We start from the raw sequence: 18,702 nt of genomic DNA on the forward strand, positions 1-18,702 counted from the left end.
TGCTGAAGGATATGCTGCGCCGCAAGGGCGGCGACCTCAGCGGCGGCCAGCAGCAGCAGCTCGCCACCGCCCGGGCGCTCGTGGCGGAGCCGACCCTGCTGCTGCTTGACGAGCCGATGGAAGGCATCCAGCCGTCCATCGTGATGGATATCGAGCGCGTTATCGAATCGATCAAAGCGAGCAAGCGGATGGGCGTGCTGCTGGTCGAGCAGAGTCTCGCATTCGCGTCCGCCATTGCCGACTACTCGTACGTGCTGGACAAAGGCACGATCGTCGCCGAGGGCAGCTCCGCTTCTCTCAGCGAGGAGCAGGTACGCAGGCACTTAGCCGTGTGACAAAGAAAGATCAAGGGCCCTTACCCCTTGATCTTTCAGCTTTTTCGCCCGGTATGCTACCGCTCGACGAGAACGGGAAACTTGGCAAGATACCCCGTCTGCCCGAGGTTTTCGCTCAAGCTCCATTGCTCAGGCAGAATCAGCCGGGAGTACCGCTTCATGAATTCGGTCAAGCCGATGCTCGCTTCCATCCTCGCGAGCGGTGCACCCATACAGAAATGGGTTCCTTTTCCAAACGACAGGTGCTGCTGATTATTCGGCCGGTTCAGATCGAACTGCTCCCCTTGAACAAAATGCTCCTCATCGCGGTTGGCCGAGCCGATCCACGCGATGACCGATTCCCCTTCTTTCATTTCTGCGCCGAATACATTCGTATCCAGCGTAACTCTGCGCATCAAGAACTGGGCAGGCGAGCGATAGCGCAGCACTTCCTCCACCGCCTTCGGAACAAGCGATAACTCCTTCCTGAGCAGCGGGTAAGCGGAAGGCTGGTCAACCAGAAAGCAATAGAACGCATTGGAGATCAGTCTCGTTGTCGTCTCGTTCCCGGCAAAAAGCAGCCCGATCCCAAAATGAATAATTTCTTCGTCGCTCAAACGCTCCCCTTCGAGCTCGGCGATCGTCAAATCCGAGATGATATCATCCGTGGGACGGCTTCTTTTTTCCCGGATGATAGGCCGTAAGTAGTCCGCCATTTCCTTCAGCGCCTGCGCCCTTTCCTTCACGCTTTCGTCATAGGTGTCGCGGCTGCCCGGTGTAATAATCGCATCCGACCACAGCTTAAATTGCTTCCAATCGCTCGCCGGAACGCCCAGCAGCTCTGCAATGACAGTCACCGGCAGAGGAATGGCCAGATCGTGGGCAAGATCGATCGCATCCTGCTCCCGGACTTGATCCAGACAATATTGCGCGACCGAGGTAATTCGCGGTTCCCATGTCTTAAGCGACTTGGGGGTGAACGCTTTGGCAACGAGCCCGCGTCTCTTGGAATGCAGAGGAGGGTCCATTGAGGTCAGGCTTTTCTCTTCCTCTCCTATAACCGGGAACGACGACAGCCTCCGGTCGTTTTTGCTGGAGAACAGATGATAATCGGACAATACCCTCTCCACGTCCCGGTATAAAAAAACATTCCAGACCTTTTGGTTCGGATCGAAATAGACGGGATGGCCCTTTCTCATCTCCCGATACCACGAATACGGCTCGAACCGCTGCTCCTCCATGCTGAATCCGGTGATCTCATCGGGATAAATGATCTTTTCCGCGACCTCCACACTTACCGCTCCCTTCGTTTTTTCTCAGACAAAAACAACGACGGACGATTGACGGGTCAGTCATGATGGAAGATGGTTTAAAACAAAAGTATTAAGTAATAAAAGTTTATGTATGGTTAATTATAATAAATTAGGATATATTTGTAAACCAATTGTTGCGGAAGATACTTCTGGGTCAGAGCTATGCGGCCCTGTCCTGAAATCGATTCGAGCATTAACGTGTATTTTCGACATTTTTCACACAAGAAAGCGTTTATTTTTATCCAGATATCCTAAAAATGGAACAAAACACTTTTTTTATGACATGATAAAGATGCTTCACACCACGACGTCGTATTCGTGAAGTAAACTATTCCACTGATGGAGGGATTTCTGAAATGAAGGCTAAAGTAGCGATCGTAGCAAGCGCACTATTGGTTGCCGTGACAGGCTCGGCATTGGCAGGGTATGACAGCACACGTTTTTCTGTAGACGGAGTGAGAATTGAGGGAGAATTGGAATACGACGGCACAAAAGCTAAAGCTAAAACACATACGGTTGATCGCGATATCAAAGTGGATTATTTAAGCGTGGACGTTTCAATCAAGAAAAGCAACGGTAGCTCCCTTGGAAATAAACCGAACACAGACACCAACGACGACTATGTTTCAACAAGAATCGAAGCTGACGGCGGGGCTTATGCAACAGGTTATCATCAAGTAACGCATAACGGTGAAACCAATAGCAGAAGCACTTCCACTTCGCCGTAATGTTATATCCCAACATTTGGAATGTCTGTTCACTTGAACAGACATTCCCTATTTTACAAGCATCATCAAAACCGCGTTTGGATTCACCATATTTGTTTTTTCGCCGGAGGGGATTTCATTGCGCAAGGTAATTAAACTTATACTCTGTGTTTTGCTCGGTTCGTCTATTGGACTTGCCTTTAACCTCACGGTAAGCTCGTTCATGCCCAAAGAGCCCACAACGTTTACGGAAAGTTACGGAATGAAACTTACAGATGCCCGAGGCGAAAAAGTCAGTCGTTTTTTTCTGGAACTCGATCATGGAAACGAAATGAACTATACGATTCATTTTACCAACGAATCGAGACAGGATGAAAATTTCTCGCTCTACCTTTTCATGGACTATATAAAAATACCGTTCTATGTGGACTCGGATCCCCATACGTCCGTAAACGAATACAAATTCAGCGCTGCAAAAGACGCTTCCGTCAGCATTCCTGTCCGCATTCCCACCGATTCGCTGCCGCCCGATCTGCACGCATTGGCCATCAGCATTGTCGCCAATAAAAACAATCCATGGGACCGGCAGGACAAAATCAAAGATTACTTCGGTATCGTCGGCCGATACACTATCAAAAAGTCCGGAAAAAACGAATTTACGAAAACCAATATCCCTGACCGTAGTTCCTATGCTATCTCCAATTCGCCCGTTCGCGGGATCATGTTGAATCAGCAGTTCGAAAATGAAGATAAATTCGGCACGCTCCCCAAAGTCATTCAAGCGAAGCCGAATGAAAAAATAAAGCTGGCCATTCGGGCCGGAGGATTTGAAAAGGCCACCGATTATCTGGTGTGGCTGATGATGGATGACCAACAGCTCCCCTTCCCCGACGGCAAACCGTACTGGTGGTTTGAGACCCCGCCGGAGAAAGCGGCTTTGCGGGAAATCGAAATAAACGCCCCGGACAAACCGGGACGCTACGAGGTTTACGGCTATGTGATGAACAGCCCATGGGATACGATGACCGAGCTTTCGGGCAAAGAAATCGGCAATCGGTCCTCCCATAAAATCACGCTTCTTGTGGAATAAGGGCTTCTCATGCGAACGCGGTAAACGGAAACAACTTCCTACTGCCTTAACACCGCGTCCTGTGCGCCTCTTTCCTCCGCCATCAGCTTACGCGCCTGTTCAAAATGGGCAAAGCAGCTGCGGCTCAGCGTCAAGGATTCGGGTACGCTATAGAGAAAAATTTCGTAATTGCCCGGCGTAATCAGATCGGCGCAAATTTTTTGAATATATCTCACGTTGACCAACTGGCTCTTGTTGCACTGGAAGAGAAGCGGCGAAGTCGCCGCATTCAGCTCTTTCAGGGTGGAGGAGGTATGAATCGTCTGCACCGAATGCGAATCCGTCCATTTGATCGAAATATGTTTGCGGTCTTTGGAGATGTAAAGAATTTTCTCCTCATTAATGTAAAGCTCCCGCAGCAGATTTCGTCCTTCCAAATCGCAAATTTTTTGCTTGCAGCGGATCAAGCGTTCGTCGTTTGATCCGGCTGCGGGCGACTGCTTTCTTTTCTGCGTCAAATGCTTCTTCGCCTTCTCCAAGCTTTTCTTGAACCGTTCGGAGGTTACGGGCTTCAGCATCAGAGAAAGCGAATCGATCTCAAAGCTTTCCTCCGCATATTTCATGTCCGTGAGCGCCGTGACCACAATAATGCAAGGATCGTACCCCTTCGCCTTAATCAGTCGGCAAGCCGTCAGACCGGAAATATCGTCCAGGTTAATGTCCGTAAGGATGAGGTCCGGCTGCAGCTCGATATACTTGTCCACCAGCTTGTTTCCCGACGACACCGTATCGACGACGATGAGCTGATGTTCTTCGGCAAATCGAATTAAAAGCTGCTTTTGTGCAAAATCGTCTTCCGCAATTAAAACGGTCAGTCGTTCCTCTTGATTCAACGTCCGGTTCACCGCCTTATGGATCGTTCATTGGATGGTCTAAATGTGGATTTTGAACATAAACGTAGCGCCTGCGCTTTCAAAATCTTCTACCCACAGCTGCCCTTTATATTTTTGCACCAGCTCTTTGACCACTTGCAAGCCTAAGCCTTCGTGCTTGAATTTCGTGGAATAGCCCGCGCTTAGAAGCTGGGGCAGCTCCTCATCGCCGATCTGCCTCCCGCGATTGGATACTTTGAAGTACAGCAAGCGGCCCGCGTTCCAGGCGGCCACTTGAACCAGTCGCTCCTCCACCGGCAGCTTCACGGTCTCGTCAAACGCATTGGATATTAAATTGGTTGCGATGCGAATCAAATCGAGCGACTTCTCCCCGTTCAGCTTCAGATCGCCCGTGACGGCGATGTCGTGCTCCAGCTTCACCTTCTGCTTGATCGCGCTGCTGGCCGCGAATTGCACGATGGCCGATAACGTCGGGTGCCGGATCACAACGACATCTTGAATTTCAACCACTTCCTTCACCCATGCTTGCGTTACTTTTTCGAGCTCGTCGTATTCCTTCTTTTGCACATGAGCGTGAATGGCATTGACAATATTGCCGACATCGTGATTCAGCCCCCGGATAGCCGTAAATAAGTTGTTCATGCTTTCCAGATAAATTTTCTCGGCGGAAATGACAGCCGCTGCAAGCTTGCTTCTTCGGATTAAAACAAGCACGAAAGCCCCTAGCATCAGGAAGGACACGAAGCTAACCATAAGAAGCGGCTCCGATTGGCGCTTCAGCTCGTTCTGAATATAGCTGTAATCCGATACAAGGCCGATTACCAGCGGCAGCCCGGTTTCGATGGGCACAAAGCTTTTAATCACGTCCCTCCCTTGAACGCTTGCCTGATAGCTGATCGTCTTTTTGTTCCGATGTGCCTGTCTGACCATCTCCACATCATCGTCCGAGTTCATCGTGTACTGCCCAAAATAGATCGGACGCTTCGGATAAGGAATAATCAAACGATTATTTTGCTTGACTTCGTAAATTCCTTTTCCGAAACGCTCGGCATTGAAGCCTGTCATTTCAATCAGGAACGGTTTTTCTTTCTGCAGACGTTCGATCATGTCCATGTAAGAAGCCAAGGTCACATATTCCTCCATATCCTCCTCTCTGAAGTACGGATCGATAATATAGTCGGTCTGGCCGTCATGGTAGTATCCGAATTTATGGAGCGCATTCGGGTCCGAGGATGAAACGTCCACAGGTCCTGACCAATAATGGGGAAGCGTATAGCCTTCGGGAATCGATACGTTCTTACCGTCCAGCAGTTGCTTGAGAGCGAGAAACCAAAAATCGGTAAACTCTTTCGCAGATATGTTTCGTTGCGTAGGATTGGAGGAGCGCGTGGCTACGATGTCGTCCCCCATGCGCTTAAATAGCGTAATATCCGACACACGAAGCTCCTTGCTTAATTCCGTCAACTCCTTATTGCTCACCTGTTCCAAGCGCGGAGGCAGCTTGCTTTGCGCGAGCATGGCTGCCAGCCGCAAATTTTGCGCCAGCAGCTTTTCGGCATAGTCGGCGGACCGTTGGGAATGCTCGAAATAGATTTTGATATTGCTCGAGAAACTTTCCACTTCATTATAGTGATTGTTCATGAGCATCTGTTTTGTCGTATAATAGTAAATGACGTTGCTCAAAGCGAGCAGACACGTTACAGGCACGACAAACCACAAGATAAAGGACGTCCGAAGCTTCATGCTATTCCTCTCCCTGCCGATGCAGTGCGGCTAACGTTCTTACAGAAACAAGAAGACAATACATATGATTACCGTTTGATTCTATTTTTTCCTTAACTTACATAATAAACTCTTTTATACCGACGTTCAATAACGAAGTTTCCATCAGACGGAACGCCCGGACGAATTTTTCGTTCCGCACCCGATTGTGTTATCATGAAATAAATAGAAATTTGCCCAAGGAGGGAATTTGAATATGACCGCGATTCAGCGAAACAGCGACACTACGGTGTTGAACAACGGTGTCCGCATGCCATGGCTCGGACTGGGCGTCTGGAAAACCAAGGAAGGCGACGAGGTCGTCCAAGCCGTACAGCATGCGCTGAAAGCCGGTTACCGCTCCATCGATACGGCTGCCGTCTACGGCAACGAAGCCGGGGTTGGCCAAGCGATTCAAGCCAGCAGCATTCCGCGCGACCAATTGTTCATCACCACGAAAGTATGGAACGCGGACCAAGGCTATGACAGCACGTTTCGGGCTTTCGAGGAAAGCCGGCGCAAGCTGCAGCTCGAGGTCATCGACCTGTACCTCATTCACTGGCCAGGGAAGGACAAATATAAGGAAACTTGGAAGGCGCTCGAAAAGCTGTATAAAGACGGACTCGTCCGGGCGATCGGCGTCAGCAACTTTAAAGTGCACCATCTGGAGGATTTGCTGCAGGATAGCGAAATCGTTCCTGCGATTAACCAAGTCGAATTCCATCCGCTTCTGATTCAGCAGGAGCTGCGGACGTTCTGCAAGGAACACAAGATCCAGCTCGAAGCTTGGAGTCCGCTGATGCAAGGCAATCTCGATCTGCCGCTATTAAGCGAGCTTGCGGACAAATACGGCAAAACGCCGGCGCAGGTTATTCTCCGTTGGGATTTGCAGCACGGGGTGGTCACCATTCCGAAGTCCATCCGCGAAAGCCGCATCCGCGAGAACATCGACGTCTTCGACTTCACCTTGTCCGACGAGGATATGGCGCGTCTGGACGGCCTGAACCAAGACCGCCGCTTCGGTCCGGACCCGGATCATATTGATTTTTAGTTCGGGAAGAGCCCTTGTGAATCGAGGGCTCTTTTTGCATCCGCGTATGAAAGGACGAGGTTTGGAATGATGTCGCTTTCGCCGGCACGAGAAATACACAAGCTATCCGAAACGGATATTTCCGGTCTTATTGCGCTATCCGAATCGGTCGGGTGGGATTATGCCGAGCCCGAGCTGCGAACGGTGCTGTCTTCGGGCACAGTCTATGGGATCAAGAATAATTACCAGCAGATACTCGCGAGTGCCGCAATTATCCCGTACGGACGGCAGCTGGCTTCTATCGGTTTGGTGATCGTACATCCGGAATATAGACGGCTCGGCTTGGGGCAAGCGTTGCTCCAAACCTGCATAAATACCGTTAGTCCGGATACGGTGATCCAACTGATCGCCACAAAAGAGGGCGAGCCTCTGTATGAAAAGCTCGGCTTTCGAAAAGCAGGCCGCGTCTGCAAACTGTTATGCGACCGATACCGGCCGCCCTCTTGGAACGCGGTGCGCGAGCCTGTCCGCGTGATCCCTATGACAAATGAACATATTCCGGAGGTTATCGAGCTGGACCGCCGCTCCATCGGGGCCGACCGGTCCCGATTCCTGCAAACCCGGATGAAGCAAGCAAAGCATTCTTTCATCGCACAAGCCCCGGACGGCACGATGGCAGGATTCGGTTTAAGCATCCGAGGACCGGTCCATCTAACGTTAGGTCCGATAACGGCTTCGAACGACCATACCGCTCTTGCTCTCGTCGATTGTCTGGCAAACGGGCATCCGGGTAAATTAAGGATCGACGTTGCTTCGGAACATCGTACGTTTATCCCGTTATTGGAAGCATGCGGCTTCGTCAACGTTGGCGAACCGCCTGTCATGGTCCTGCACTCGCCGTGTTTGCCGCCCCGAAACGGAAACCTTTATGGCATTGCGGCACAGATTTTCGGTTAGCCGGCTTTTCTCGGGCTGCGTATCATCGCTCCCCTATTCCTATAAAAAAATCCGTCACCAAACATTCGCCCACACCATAGTATGAATGGTGTGCTCCAGCCCAGTCGAAACCCAAATCAAGCGAAGTTTGAAGGAGGATTATGAGCGATGTATACCAATCCGAACAAAACTGTACCGACTCCTTACGGCGCCGGTTACCCCAGCTACGGCCAGCCTACTGCGCAATCGGTAACGCCGATGATTCCCGCAGGCTCTATGATTACCGCTGCAGGACAGCCGGTACCGACGGCGGCCGCGCCGACCACCCCGGGGCAGCTGCCGATGGAGCAGTCCTTCATCGAAAATATTTTGCGCCTCAATCTGGGCAAAATCGCTACGCTGTATATGACATACGAGAATAACTCCCAGTGGAACGCCAAAATTTTCAAAGGGCGTATCGAAGCCGCAGGCCGCGACCACATCATCATCAGCGATCCGAAAACCGGCATGCGCTTTTTGCTGCTGATGGTCAACCTCGACTACATTACGTTCGACGAACCGCTTCAGTATACTTACCCGTACGGCTCGGCTCCGCTGCCGGGACGCTAAGCGCAAGAAAGACCGGATCCTGCCAGGCGGCGGGGTCCGGTCTTTGCTTTTTAATTGCAAATGATCATACGCGGGAACCGGCGACTTCGGCGCTTCTCCGCTTCAGCATCACGGCCTGGAACACGAGATACAGCACGAACAGCGCAAGCACCAGCCCGACGCCGTAGATCGACGTCTCCACGCTTGTTCCCGCAGCGGTCGCCTGCGTATACGCCCGCACGCCCGCGAACATCAGGATGTTTTCGAACAAGTTTTGCACAGCAATCGTTTTGCCTGCGCCGATCTTCGGGTTGCCAACCTTCTGCAGCACCGAGTTCAGCGGTACGACGTAGACGCCGCCGGCGAAACCGACCGCCATTAAAATGAACACCGTCACGTACAAATTGCCCAGCATCGGGAAAACGAGAATGAGCACAACCATCACGACGCCATACAGATAAGAGTTCAAGTACTTGTGCGCCGGAATCAGCTTGGGAGCGGTCAAGGCTCCGGCCATAATGCCGACCGCCGTGACCGCAATCAGCATCGAAATCTGATCGACCCCGTGAATGCCGAGGTGCAGCGGAATCCAGGAGATAACCGCCACGCGTATGACCGACGACGTCATCCAGAACGAGCTGGTACCAATCAGGCAATAGCGGGCCGTCCGGTCCCGGAACAGCCGGGCAATATCTTTAAAGAACAAGATCGAGTCTTTGACGTAATGGATGTTCGGATTCCCCGCCACCCGCGGAATCGAAAGCGACAAAAGCAGCGCGGTCACGTACAGCAGCAGGCAGGCGACGATGCACACCGTCAGCGACTGCTTCGCCAGAATGCCTCCGCCTACGGTGCCGGCCAGAATGGCGATGATCGTATAGCCCTCGATCTTGGCATTCGCCTTGAGCAGCTCGGAATCGAGCTGCTTCGCGTCTGTGGCGGAGCGGCTCAAAATTTCGCCGAGGATGCCGTACTTCGCCGGACTGTAGACGGCTGCGCCGATGCCGATTATGGCGTAGCTTAAAGCAGGCTCGAGACCGAGCAGCAGCCCGACGATCCCGAGCGCTTTCAGCGCGTTGCCGATCAGCAGCACGACCGACTTCGGATGCTTATCCGCGAAGCTGCCGACGAACGGCGCCAGAACGACGTATGCGAACAAAAAGGCTTGCTGCACATTGCCGATATACGATTCGGGATACGCCTTGGCCCGCAGCATCTCAATGATTGCGAACAAAATGGCGTTATCGGCAAACGCGCTCCAAAACTGCGAGACGAGCAGCGCATTGATCGGCTTAAGTCTGAGTTTTTTCCATAGGTTCATACGGCGTTCGCTCCTTCGTCTGCCGCCGGCTCTTCGGCCAGCTTTTTGAGTGCCACATAATCCGGCTTTCCGCTGCCCAGAATCGGCAGCTTCTCGACCCGCACCAGCTTGGACGGGGTCATGAGTTGAGAATGCCCGTGATCTTTCACGAATTGCTTGATCGTCTGAATCTGATGCTCTTCCTGCGTCACGAACAGAATGATCCGCTCGCCTTTGCGGCTGTCCGGCACGCTGACTGCGGCTACGTTCGCATCCCGGTAGCAGCTTGCCGCAATCTCCTCCACTTGGTTCAAGGACACCATCTCGCCGCCGATCTTCGCGAACCGCTTCACCCGGCTCACGATCGTCACAAAACCGTCTTCGTCGATTTTCACTACGTCCCCGGTATCGTACCATTCGGGGCACGGCTTGAAGCCTTCTTCGTGGAGCAGGTAGCCCTTCATTAAGTTCGGCCCCTGAATCAGCAGCTTGCCGCCTTCCAGCCCCGGCACCGGCTCCAGCTTGTATGCGATGCCCGGGAGCAGTTGGCCGACCGTGCCTTTGCGGTGCCACATCCGGGTGTTCATCGCCACGACCGGCGAAGCTTCCGTCGTGCCGTAGCCTTCCACCGGGCACACATGGAACTTGTCGACCCACAGCTGCCGGACTTCGTCCTTCAGCTTCTCGGCTCCGGCGATCACGCAGCGAAGCGATTGAAAATCGTACGGATGCGCCGCTTTGCCGTACGCTGCCAGAAACGTCGAGGTGCCGAATAGAAACGTCGCATTTCGATCGTAGGCCAGCTCCGGAATGACTTTGTAATGGAGCGGGCTCGGGTACAGGAACACCTTCACGCCGTTCAGCACCGGAAGCACCGTCACCAGCAGCCCGAGGCTGTGAAACATCGGCATCGCGTTGAAAAAGACGTCTTGGGCGTTAATGTCCATCACCGTGCGGGTCTGCTGCATGTTCGCATACAGGTTCGCATGGTCCAGCACGACCCCTTTCGGGACGCTTTCGCTGCCGGACGTAAAGAGTACGATCTCGGTATTTTTCACCGTCGCCTTCCGCTTGAGCAGGAAATCCGCGAAGCCGGACAGCTTATCGCTCACACGGAGCGTGTCCTTCATGTCTTCCAAATACAGCACGCGGTACCTGTGGCCGAGACTTTCGATCACCGGCGTCAGCTTTCCTTTGTCGACAAACTGTCTGGAAGTCAGAATCGTACGGACAGAAGCGGTTTCGCAGGCGATGCGCATATTATTTTCGCCGGCCGAAAAGTTGAGGATCGCCGGCCGTTTGTCAAGCTTGAACAGCGCGAACAAAACAAGCAGATGGGCGGCGGAATTCGGCAGCAGGACGGCGACGCCCGGCTCGTCTTTCAGTTCGGCCGCAAGCTTTCTGGCAATGACATAGGAAGCGGTCAGCAGCTTTTTATAAGTAAACGTCTGGCTTATATCCTCGCACACCGGGAAATTGTAGCCGTGATGCTTGGCCGCGGTCAGCAGCTCGTTGAACAGGTTGATCCCGGTCTTCACCCGGCTGCTCACGAGCTCGGCCTCCAGCTTCTTCTGGATTTGCGCCGCAGCACGTTCTTTTTGCGATTTCATCGACTGGGTGCGGTCGTAATCCAAGGTAAACGGATCGCCGATCTGCACAGTGACCTTGGGAAACCACACCTGCCGGATTTTATGCTTCAGGTAAGAAAATTTCGACCGTTCCGGGCCGTTCAAGGCAATCGGGTACAGCGTCGCGCCCGTGCGGAGCGCAATGTAGCCGACGCCGCTGTATATTTTCATCAGCGAGCCCCCGCTCGCGGTATTGACGCGGCCTTCCGGGAACACGAGGAGCGGAGCCCCTTTTTGCACCGTCTTGACCATCTGCTTCACGGAGTACGGATTCATCGGATCGACGGCGATATGCTTGCGCAGCCGGATAAACGGCGCGAACCTCTTGGCAATGCGCGTGTTCACGACGAACGTAACTTCCTCCGGCAGCCGCGTAGCGAGCAGCGCCGCATCGATCAGCGACAGATGATTCGGAATCAGAATGGTCGGTTTGCGGAAGTCGAGCTTTTCCAAACCGCTGAATCTCGCTTGAAATAACAGGTTGAGTACGATTCGGGCCAACCATTTAACCAATACCATAGCCATTCCCTCCGTCGGTGCTTTGTGTTATTTGCGATTAGTTCCTAGCACCTGGTCTTAAATCTTATTGTACGCGGATTCGACAAAGCGGGTAGTACTAACTTTGCGTAGTACCTGAAGCGTACTGCATCCTATTCCGGAAGAACGAAAAAAGAAGCGCCTCCAACCGCTTTCGCCGTAAGAGGTGCTTCCTCTGTAAAATGGACGGATCAATTATGCATTCAGCGGGCTTCGGTCCTCAAGAGAGGCCAGCTCGATCACGGACAATGCCTTCGCGACCTCGGTCCGCGCATCCCCCGGATTCGACCATTCCCGGGTATAGCCGAGACAGCTGCATACGTACAGCGTGCCGCCGAAGGTTTGCCGCTTCCGGTAATGCACGTGGCCGCAGACGGCCAGCTTAACGGAGGAGGCGTATGATTCGATCAGCTTCCCGTACTGCTCGCTTCCGAGAAAGGCGTTAAAGTAGCCCCACACCTCGCCAGCGTTCGGGACGGTAAAATAACGGTGCGGCAGGACATGGGTCATCACGATGACTTTCTTGTCCCGAAGCGCGCTCAGCTGCTTGTCCAGCTTCTGCACGAAATAATCGCAGACCTCCGTCGTCGGCCGGTCCCACAGGGCGAACAGACTGTCCTGCCATGTCCGCTCGCCGAGCGACATCCGGTCAAACTCCTCCTTCGTATAGCGGTCTGCGCCGAACGAATAATCGTACCAACCGATATCTCCGACGACGGCCCATTCTTCATTGATCATGTAGGCGCCGTTCGCAAGGTTGCCTTCGAACGCCTGCAGCTCGCGGTACGAATCCCAAGCCGTACGTTCCGGGTTGTGGATGTTCCACAGATCGTGATTGCCCGGGACGAACAAGCAGGGTATGGATAACCGCTCCCGGATGTACCTGAGCGTCTTCAGCGTTGTGGCACTGTTGTTGGAGATATCTCCGCCGATCAGCAGCAGGTCCACCTTCTGCGCAAGCGCCGCTTCGCAGAGCGCCTCCTCGACCGGTACGGAGCAGCCGGGGTTATTGGTATCGATATGCAAATCCGACAAAATGCCGATGTTCATAATGGTTCCCTCCTCGTTCTCCTGTAGGCTTGAGCGGATCGGATGGCGATGGCGGCTTCTGCAAGCAGCGATCCCGCCGCTCCGATGCGAAAGCTGCTTAAATCAGCAGGCAGCGCGCGTAATGGTCCGGGCCGACGTGCTTCCAGTCCGGCAACATGGAAGCGCATTCCGCCACCGCCTGCGGGCAGCGCGTGTGAAACGGGCAGCCCGCGGGCGGATGAAGCGGGCTCGGCACTTCGCCGCGGAGCACGATGCGTTCGCGCCGCTCCCCGGCACCGACGGACGGGATCGCCGAGAGCAGCGCCCGCGTGTACGGATGTACCGCACCGCGAAACAAGGTTTCGGCCGGCGCGAGCTCGACAAGCGTGCCCAGATACATGACGGCGACCCGGTCGCTCATATACTGCACAACGTTCAGATCGTGCGAGACGAACAGCGTGGTCAGTGCGAAGCGCCGCTGCAGCTCCTTGAGCAGATTCAAAATTTGCGACTGCACCGACACGTCGAGCGCGGACACCGGCTCGTCCGCCACGACGAAGGACGGGCGCAGCATGAGCGCCCGGGCGATGCCGATGCGCTGCCGCTGGCCCCCGCTCAGTTCGTGGGGATACCGGGCGGCGTAACTGCGGTCCAGCCCCACCGTCTCCAGCATGTCGCGGGCCTGCTGCCTGCGCTCGGCGCGCGATCCGATCCGGTGGACGCGAAGCGGCTCCTCCAGAATCGAGCCGATCGTATGCCGCGGATTGAGCGACGCGTACGGGTCTTGAAAGATCAGCTGAATGTGCTTGCGCAATTCCCGTATCTCGCGGCCCCGCAGCGTTGTCAGCTCCCGGCCGCGAAAGCGGATGGACCCGGAGGTCGGCTCCAGCAGCCGCGCAAGCAGCTGGCCGGTCGTCGACTTGCCGCAGCCGCTTTCGCCGACGAGGCCGAGCGTCTCGCCGCTGCGAATATCGAAGGAGACGCCGTTCACGGCGTTCACCCAGGCTCTGGGCTTGCCGAAGCCGGCGGCGGCGGCCGGGTAACGCTTCGTCAGCCGGTCGATCGCCACCAGCGGTTCAAGTTCAAGCGAGCTGATACTCACGGACGGACGGCCTCCCTTCCTCGGCAAGCAAGCAGCGGACCTCGTGCCGGTCCGCTACCATGCGGCTCGCCGGCTTTACGCCGGAGCAGGCCGCAACGGCGCGGTCGCACCGGGCCGCGAACGGGCAGCCTCCGGCGCGCTCCTCCGGCGGCGGCACGCGTCCGGGTATCGCATACAGCGCCTCGCCCCGCTTGTCCGGCGAAGGGATCGACCGCAGCAGACCGGCCGTGTACGGATGGGCTGGCGAGCGGAACAGCTCCGTTGTCGGAGCTGTCTCCGCCACCTGCCCGGCGTACATGACGGAGACGCGGCTGCACATTTCCGAGATGACGCCGAGATCGTGCGAGATCAGCAGCATCGACGTGCCCTCCGTCCGGTTCAAGTCCCGCAGCAGCTCCAAAATTTGCGCCTGCACCGTCACGTCGAGCGCCGTCGTCGGCTCGTCGGCGATCAGCAGCTTCGGCCGGCAGGCCAGCGCCATCGCAATCATGACCCGCTGCCTCATCCCGCCGGACAACCGGTGGGGATATTCACGCATCAGCTGCTCCGCGCGGGCCAGCCCAACTTTTTCCAGCATACCTACGCTATGATTATACGCGTCTTTGCGGGACATCGCCAAGTGCAAACGCGGCCCTTCCATCAGCTGCTCTCCGACCGTAAATACCGGATTGAGTGAAGTCATCGGGTCTTGGAACACCATCGCAATCTCCCTGCCGCGCAGTCTGCGCATTGCCTCCGGCGACAGCTGAGTCAGCTCGGTGCCGCCGTAGTCGATCGTGCCGCCCACGATGCGGGCGCCGGCAGGCAGCAGTCCCATCACGGCTTGAGCCGTGATGCTTTTGCCGCAGCCCGATTCTCCCACGATGCCGACGATTTCCCTGCGCCCGACCGACAGCGATATTCCTTCGAGCACGGCGCGCATGCCTTGGCGGGTCGGAAGCTCGATATGCAGCTCGTCCAGCCTCAAGAGAGGCGTTTCTTTTCCTCTGGGCATAGTTCGTTCCCCCTTATCGTTTCGGGTCGTTCCAATCGCGCAGCCCGTCGCCGAGCAGATTGAAGCCGAGCACGGTCATCGTGATCATAAGGCCCGGCGCCAGCGTGTACCACGGCGCCTTCGCAATATAGCTCTGGGCCTCGTTCAGCATGCGTCCCCAGCTCGGGTCGGGAGGCTGAATGCCGAGCCCGAGGTAGCTTAGCCCGGCTTCCGCGAGAATCGCTCCCGAGAAGCTCATCGTGGCCGCTACAATGAACGGCGACAGGATGTTCGGAAAAATGTGCCGGAACACGATGGAGAGCGGCCCCGCCCCTATGCCTCGCGCCGCCTTCACAAAATCCATCTCCTTGTACTGCACGAACCCGCTGCGGACGATGCGGGCAAACCCGGGCACGGCCATCAGGCCGATCGCCACAATCGTATTGGTCAGGTTCGGCTGAAACACCGCGACCAGCATAAGCGCCAGCAGCAGCCCGGGGAACGCCATCATCGCGTCCATCAGCCGCATCAGCGCTTCGTCCAGCCAGCCGCCGACATAGCCGGCGGCGGCTCCGACGAGCAGCCCCCCGGCCCCGCCGATCAGAACGGTCAGAAACCCGACCTGAAAGGCCGTCCGGGAAGCCGTCATTACCCGGCTTAAAATATCCCGTCCGAAATTGTCCGTCCCGAGCAAGTGCTTCGCCCCGGGAGCGAGAAACCGTTCGGCCGGATTCATGCTATTGACATCGTAAGGAACATACAACCAGCTAACCAGCATGAGCGCCAGCATCGTACCGACCAACGCGCCGCCCACGATCAAATGAACGTTCCGATTTCGTGCCATGCCGCTCTTCTCCTACTTCAACCGAATTCTCGGGTCCAGCACCCGGTACAGCATATCGACGGCAAAATTGATCGCAATCACCGTTACGGCCGTGAATAAAATCATCCCCTGCACAAGCGGAAAATCGCGTGCGCCGATCGAGGAAACGAGCAGCCGCCCGAGCCCCGGCAGCGCAAACACCTGCTCGACCACCAGGCTGCCGCCCAGCACGTCGGCAAAAATCATTCCCATCACCGTAACGACGGGGATGAGCGCGTTTTTCAGCACGTGCTTGTACAGCACCGCCCGTTCTCTCAGCCCCTTGCTGTAGCCGGTCCGGACGTAATCCTGCTTGAGCTGCTCCAACATCGTCGTCCTCAGGTAGCGCACCACGACGGCGACCTGCGGGATCGCTACGGCCAGCGCAGGCAGGAACAAGGAGCGCAGCGCCTCTAGCGGCGACTCCGACCAACGGACGTAGCCTCCGGCCGGAAACCAACGGAAGGTCAAGGCGAACAGCAGCACGAGCAAAATACCGAGCCAAAACGACGGAACGGCCAGCCCGAGCTGACTGAGCAGCGAAATCCACCAGCCGGACGCCCGGCGCTGGGACTTGGCCGCCGCGATGCCGAGCGGCACGGCGATGACGACCGTCATCGCCATGGACAGCACCGCGAGCGACGCCGTCACCGGCAGCCGGTCCAGAATCAGCTCGCCGACCGGCCTTGAAAACTTGAGCGATTCGCCAAGATCGCCCGATACGACGCCTCCGAGCCAGCTCGCAAATTGCTCGCCGAGCGGACGGTCGATGCCGAGCTTCGCTTCAAGGGCGGCCACCTGCGCCTCATCCGCCTCCATCCCGAGAATGGTCAGAGCCGGGTTCCCTGGAATGATCCGAAAGACGGCGAAGGTCATCATCAGGACCAGCAGCACCGTCAGCACGAATGAAAAGGCTCTCCGCCATGCGTACGTCACGTCGCTGTCACTCCTTTCCTTAAAAAGCGGGCAGTTCATTCGAGATGCCGCGCGAGCGGACTGTTTTTTTCCGTGTGATCCGCCCGTTTAACTCGACATTAGCCCAACTTCTTGTTACTTCACGCGGTGAATCGTGGACATATCCTGCACGTAAATCGGGTACAGCTTGTAGCCGTCCAGCTCTTTTTTCATCGCCACGGTGAAGTTCGGGTCCATGATGTAGACGGCGACGGCGTCTTTGGTCAATATTTTTTGCGCGTCTTTATAAAGCTGCGCCCGCTTGGCGTCGTCCAGCTCGACCTGGGCCGCCTTGATCAGCTTGTCGTATTCCGGATTGTTGTAGTTGTAGAAGTTCGACTTGTAGTCGGACGCGTAGCGCACCAGCACCTCGTGCGGATCGAGCTTGCCCGTCAGCCCGATGATCGTCATATCGTAGTCGCGGCCTTTGTAGATCCGGTCCAGCCAGACGGCCCATTCGACCATTTCGATTTTGGCGGTGATGCCCACTTTCGCGAGCTGCTGCGCAATGACCTGCGCGGTATCGACATGGAACTTGTAGTTGGACGGCACCGAAATCGTCGTGCTGAAGCCGTCCTTCAGCCCCGCTTCGGCCAGCAGGCTTTTCGCTTTGTCCACGTTCACGTTGTAGGTCGATTCCAAGCCTTCCTGAAAATATTTTTGCATGACCGGGCTCATGTTGGAGCCGAGCTTCGTTCCTTTGCCATCGGCCACGACTTTAATAATTTCATCCGTATCCACGGCGTAATTGACCGCCTGACGCACGCGCGGGTCGTCGAACGGCTTGCGGGCGATATTCATCGTCATGAGCTGGACCATGTTTTGCATGCCTTCCACATAGCGGAATTGATCCCCCAGCTCGGCGATGCGCTCGTTGCCGATCCGCGGGTACATGTCGATGTCCCCGGATTTTAAAGCGAGCAGCGAAGCCTCGGCATCCGGCATGATGCGGAACTCGACCTTGTCGAGGTAAGGCACGCCTTTGACGTAATAATCTTTGTTCTTCTCGATGACGAGCTTCTGGTTCGGCTGGAACTCGACGAATTTGAACGGCCCGGTGCCGACCGGCGCTTTATTCTGGTTGTCGTATCCCTTCGGCAAAATAGCGGCCGTGAAGTTGCTCATGAACGAGACGTCGTTCTTTTTCAGCTTGACCGTGACCGTCTTGGCGTCCGGCGTATCGACGGCTTCGACGTTCGCGAAGGCGCTGGAGAGCGGCTTACCCGTTTCTTTGCCCATCAGCCGCTCGTACGAAAACTTCACGTCCTCCGCCGCCACCGTCTTGCCGTTATGGAACTTGACACCGTCGCGCAGCGTGAACGTATACGTCAGCCCGTCGGGAGAAACCTTGTATTCCTGTGCGACCGCGGGCTGCAGCTCCCCTTTTTCGTTGGGCTTCAGCAGGCCTTCGAACACGTTGAACATCATCTCCTGCGTCCCCGAAGCAACGGCCAGATGCGGGTCGAGATAGTCCGGGTCCTGCGGAACGGCGACGACGACGCTGCCGCCCTGCACGGGCTCTTTGGCAGCTTCGGCCCCGGTGGCCGGCGCTTTGGCCGGGTCGCCCGAGCCGCAGGCGGACAGGACGGTGACGGACAGCAGCAGAGCGGCAAGCAGCAGGGGGGTCCTTCGCAATCTTTCGGTTAGCATGGTTTCTCCTCTTTTCTATTTTTAATTTCTTCCGGCTGTATTACAGCGTATGAGCT

The 18,702-nt window shown here is 55.6% G+C and carries 17 protein-coding genes; 6 read left to right on the forward strand and 11 right to left on the reverse strand.

Annotation, left to right across the window (positions count from 1 at the left end):
- Positions 1–335: ATP-binding cassette domain-containing protein (locus QJ48_RS03295; protein WP_157261491.1), on the forward strand; the 335-nt coding region annotated here is incomplete at its 5' end.
- A 56-nt stretch (positions 336–391) separates the two neighbouring features.
- On the opposite strand, the gene QJ48_RS03300 is transcribed toward QJ48_RS03295, so the two are convergent.
- On the reverse strand, positions 392–1,555 hold the full coding sequence (locus QJ48_RS03300) for a cytochrome P450 (RefSeq protein WP_054972258.1): 1,164 nt from the start codon (positions 1,553–1,555) through the stop codon (positions 392–394).
- Positions 1,556–1,983: 428 nt separating this feature from the next.
- Between QJ48_RS03300 and QJ48_RS03305 the strand changes: the two genes are divergently transcribed.
- Together QJ48_RS03305 and QJ48_RS03310 are read left to right on the forward strand one after the other, a co-directional pair.
- Positions 1,984–2,355 (forward strand): hypothetical protein, encoded by a 372-nt coding sequence (locus QJ48_RS03305; RefSeq protein ID WP_054972231.1) that lies wholly within the window; start codon positions 1,984–1,986, stop codon positions 2,353–2,355.
- 241 nt (positions 2,356–2,596) lie between these two features.
- Entirely contained in the window at positions 2,597–3,424 is an 828-nt protein-coding gene (locus QJ48_RS03310; protein ID WP_054972232.1) for a hypothetical protein, read from the forward strand.
- A 38-nt stretch (positions 3,425–3,462) separates the two neighbouring features.
- Here the strand turns inward: QJ48_RS03310 and QJ48_RS03315 are convergent, their stop codons facing one another.
- Positions 3,463–4,296 carry a LytTR family DNA-binding domain-containing protein gene (locus QJ48_RS03315; protein ID WP_054972233.1) on the reverse strand — a complete coding sequence of 278 codons (834 nt, stop codon included), beginning with the start codon at positions 4,294–4,296 and terminating at the stop codon, positions 3,463–3,465.
- 39 nt (positions 4,297–4,335) lie between these two features.
- Entirely contained in the window at positions 4,336–6,039 is a 1,704-nt protein-coding gene (locus QJ48_RS03320; protein ID WP_054972234.1) for a sensor histidine kinase, read from the reverse strand.
- 235 nt (positions 6,040–6,274) lie between these two features.
- On the opposite strand from QJ48_RS03320, the gene QJ48_RS03325 reads away from it, so the two are divergent.
- The 3 genes from QJ48_RS03325 (at position 6,275) to gerQ (ending at position 8,632) form a co-directional block, all read left to right on the forward strand.
- The gene (locus QJ48_RS03325) at positions 6,275–7,108 is read left to right on the forward strand and encodes an aldo/keto reductase (RefSeq protein ID WP_054972235.1); all 834 of its coding nucleotides are present in this window, start codon (positions 6,275–6,277) and stop codon (positions 7,106–7,108) included.
- 66 nt (positions 7,109–7,174) lie between these two features.
- The gene (locus QJ48_RS03330; RefSeq protein WP_054972236.1) at positions 7,175–8,044 is read left to right on the forward strand and encodes a GNAT family N-acetyltransferase; all 870 of its coding nucleotides are present in this window, start codon (positions 7,175–7,177) and stop codon (positions 8,042–8,044) included.
- Between the two features lie 147 nt (positions 8,045–8,191).
- On the forward strand, positions 8,192–8,632 hold the full coding sequence (gene gerQ / locus QJ48_RS03335) for a spore coat protein GerQ (protein WP_054972237.1): 441 nt from the start codon (positions 8,192–8,194) through the stop codon (positions 8,630–8,632).
- A 64-nt stretch (positions 8,633–8,696) separates the two neighbouring features.
- Here the strand turns inward: gerQ and lplT are convergent, their stop codons facing one another.
- The 8 genes from lplT to QJ48_RS03375 form a co-directional block, all read right to left on the reverse strand.
- On the reverse strand, positions 8,697–9,932 hold the full coding sequence (lplT, locus tag QJ48_RS03340) for a lysophospholipid transporter LplT (protein WP_054972238.1): 1,236 nt from the start codon (positions 9,930–9,932) through the stop codon (positions 8,697–8,699).
- The gene (locus QJ48_RS03345) at positions 9,929–12,058 is read right to left on the reverse strand and encodes an AMP-binding protein (protein WP_054972239.1); all 2,130 of its coding nucleotides are present in this window, start codon (positions 12,056–12,058) and stop codon (positions 9,929–9,931) included. The genes lplT and QJ48_RS03345 overlap by 4 nt, the downstream gene beginning before the upstream one ends.
- 213 nt (positions 12,059–12,271) lie before the next feature.
- Positions 12,272–13,126, reverse strand: coding sequence for a metallophosphoesterase (locus tag QJ48_RS03350; protein WP_054972240.1), 855 nt, complete (start codon positions 13,124–13,126; stop codon positions 12,272–12,274).
- A 97-nt stretch (positions 13,127–13,223) separates the two neighbouring features.
- Positions 13,224–14,234, reverse strand: a complete 1,011-nt coding sequence (locus QJ48_RS03355; protein WP_237762794.1) for an ABC transporter ATP-binding protein — start codon at positions 14,232–14,234, stop codon at positions 13,224–13,226.
- Positions 14,188–15,201, reverse strand: coding sequence for an ABC transporter ATP-binding protein (locus QJ48_RS03360; protein ID WP_054972242.1), 1,014 nt, complete (start codon positions 15,199–15,201; stop codon positions 14,188–14,190). The genes QJ48_RS03355 and QJ48_RS03360 overlap by 47 nt, the downstream gene beginning before the upstream one ends.
- 13 nt (positions 15,202–15,214) lie before the next feature.
- Positions 15,215–16,024: an ABC transporter permease gene (locus QJ48_RS03365; RefSeq protein ID WP_054972243.1), complete on the reverse strand. Its 810-nt coding sequence runs from the start codon at positions 16,022–16,024 to the stop codon at positions 15,215–15,217.
- A gap of 12 nt (positions 16,025–16,036) precedes the next feature.
- Positions 16,037–16,978, reverse strand: a complete 942-nt coding sequence (locus QJ48_RS03370; protein WP_082420319.1) for an ABC transporter permease — start codon at positions 16,976–16,978, stop codon at positions 16,037–16,039.
- Between the two features lie 114 nt (positions 16,979–17,092).
- A complete protein-coding gene (locus QJ48_RS03375) occupies positions 17,093–18,646 on the reverse strand; it encodes an ABC transporter substrate-binding protein (protein WP_054972245.1) in 1,554 nt (517 codons plus the stop codon).
- Positions 18,647–18,702 lie beyond the last annotated feature (56 nt).

It is taken from the genome of Paenibacillus sp. A3 (genome assembly GCF_001399685.1).
Lineage (GTDB): Bacteria > Bacillota > Bacilli > Paenibacillales > NBRC-103111 > Paenibacillus_G.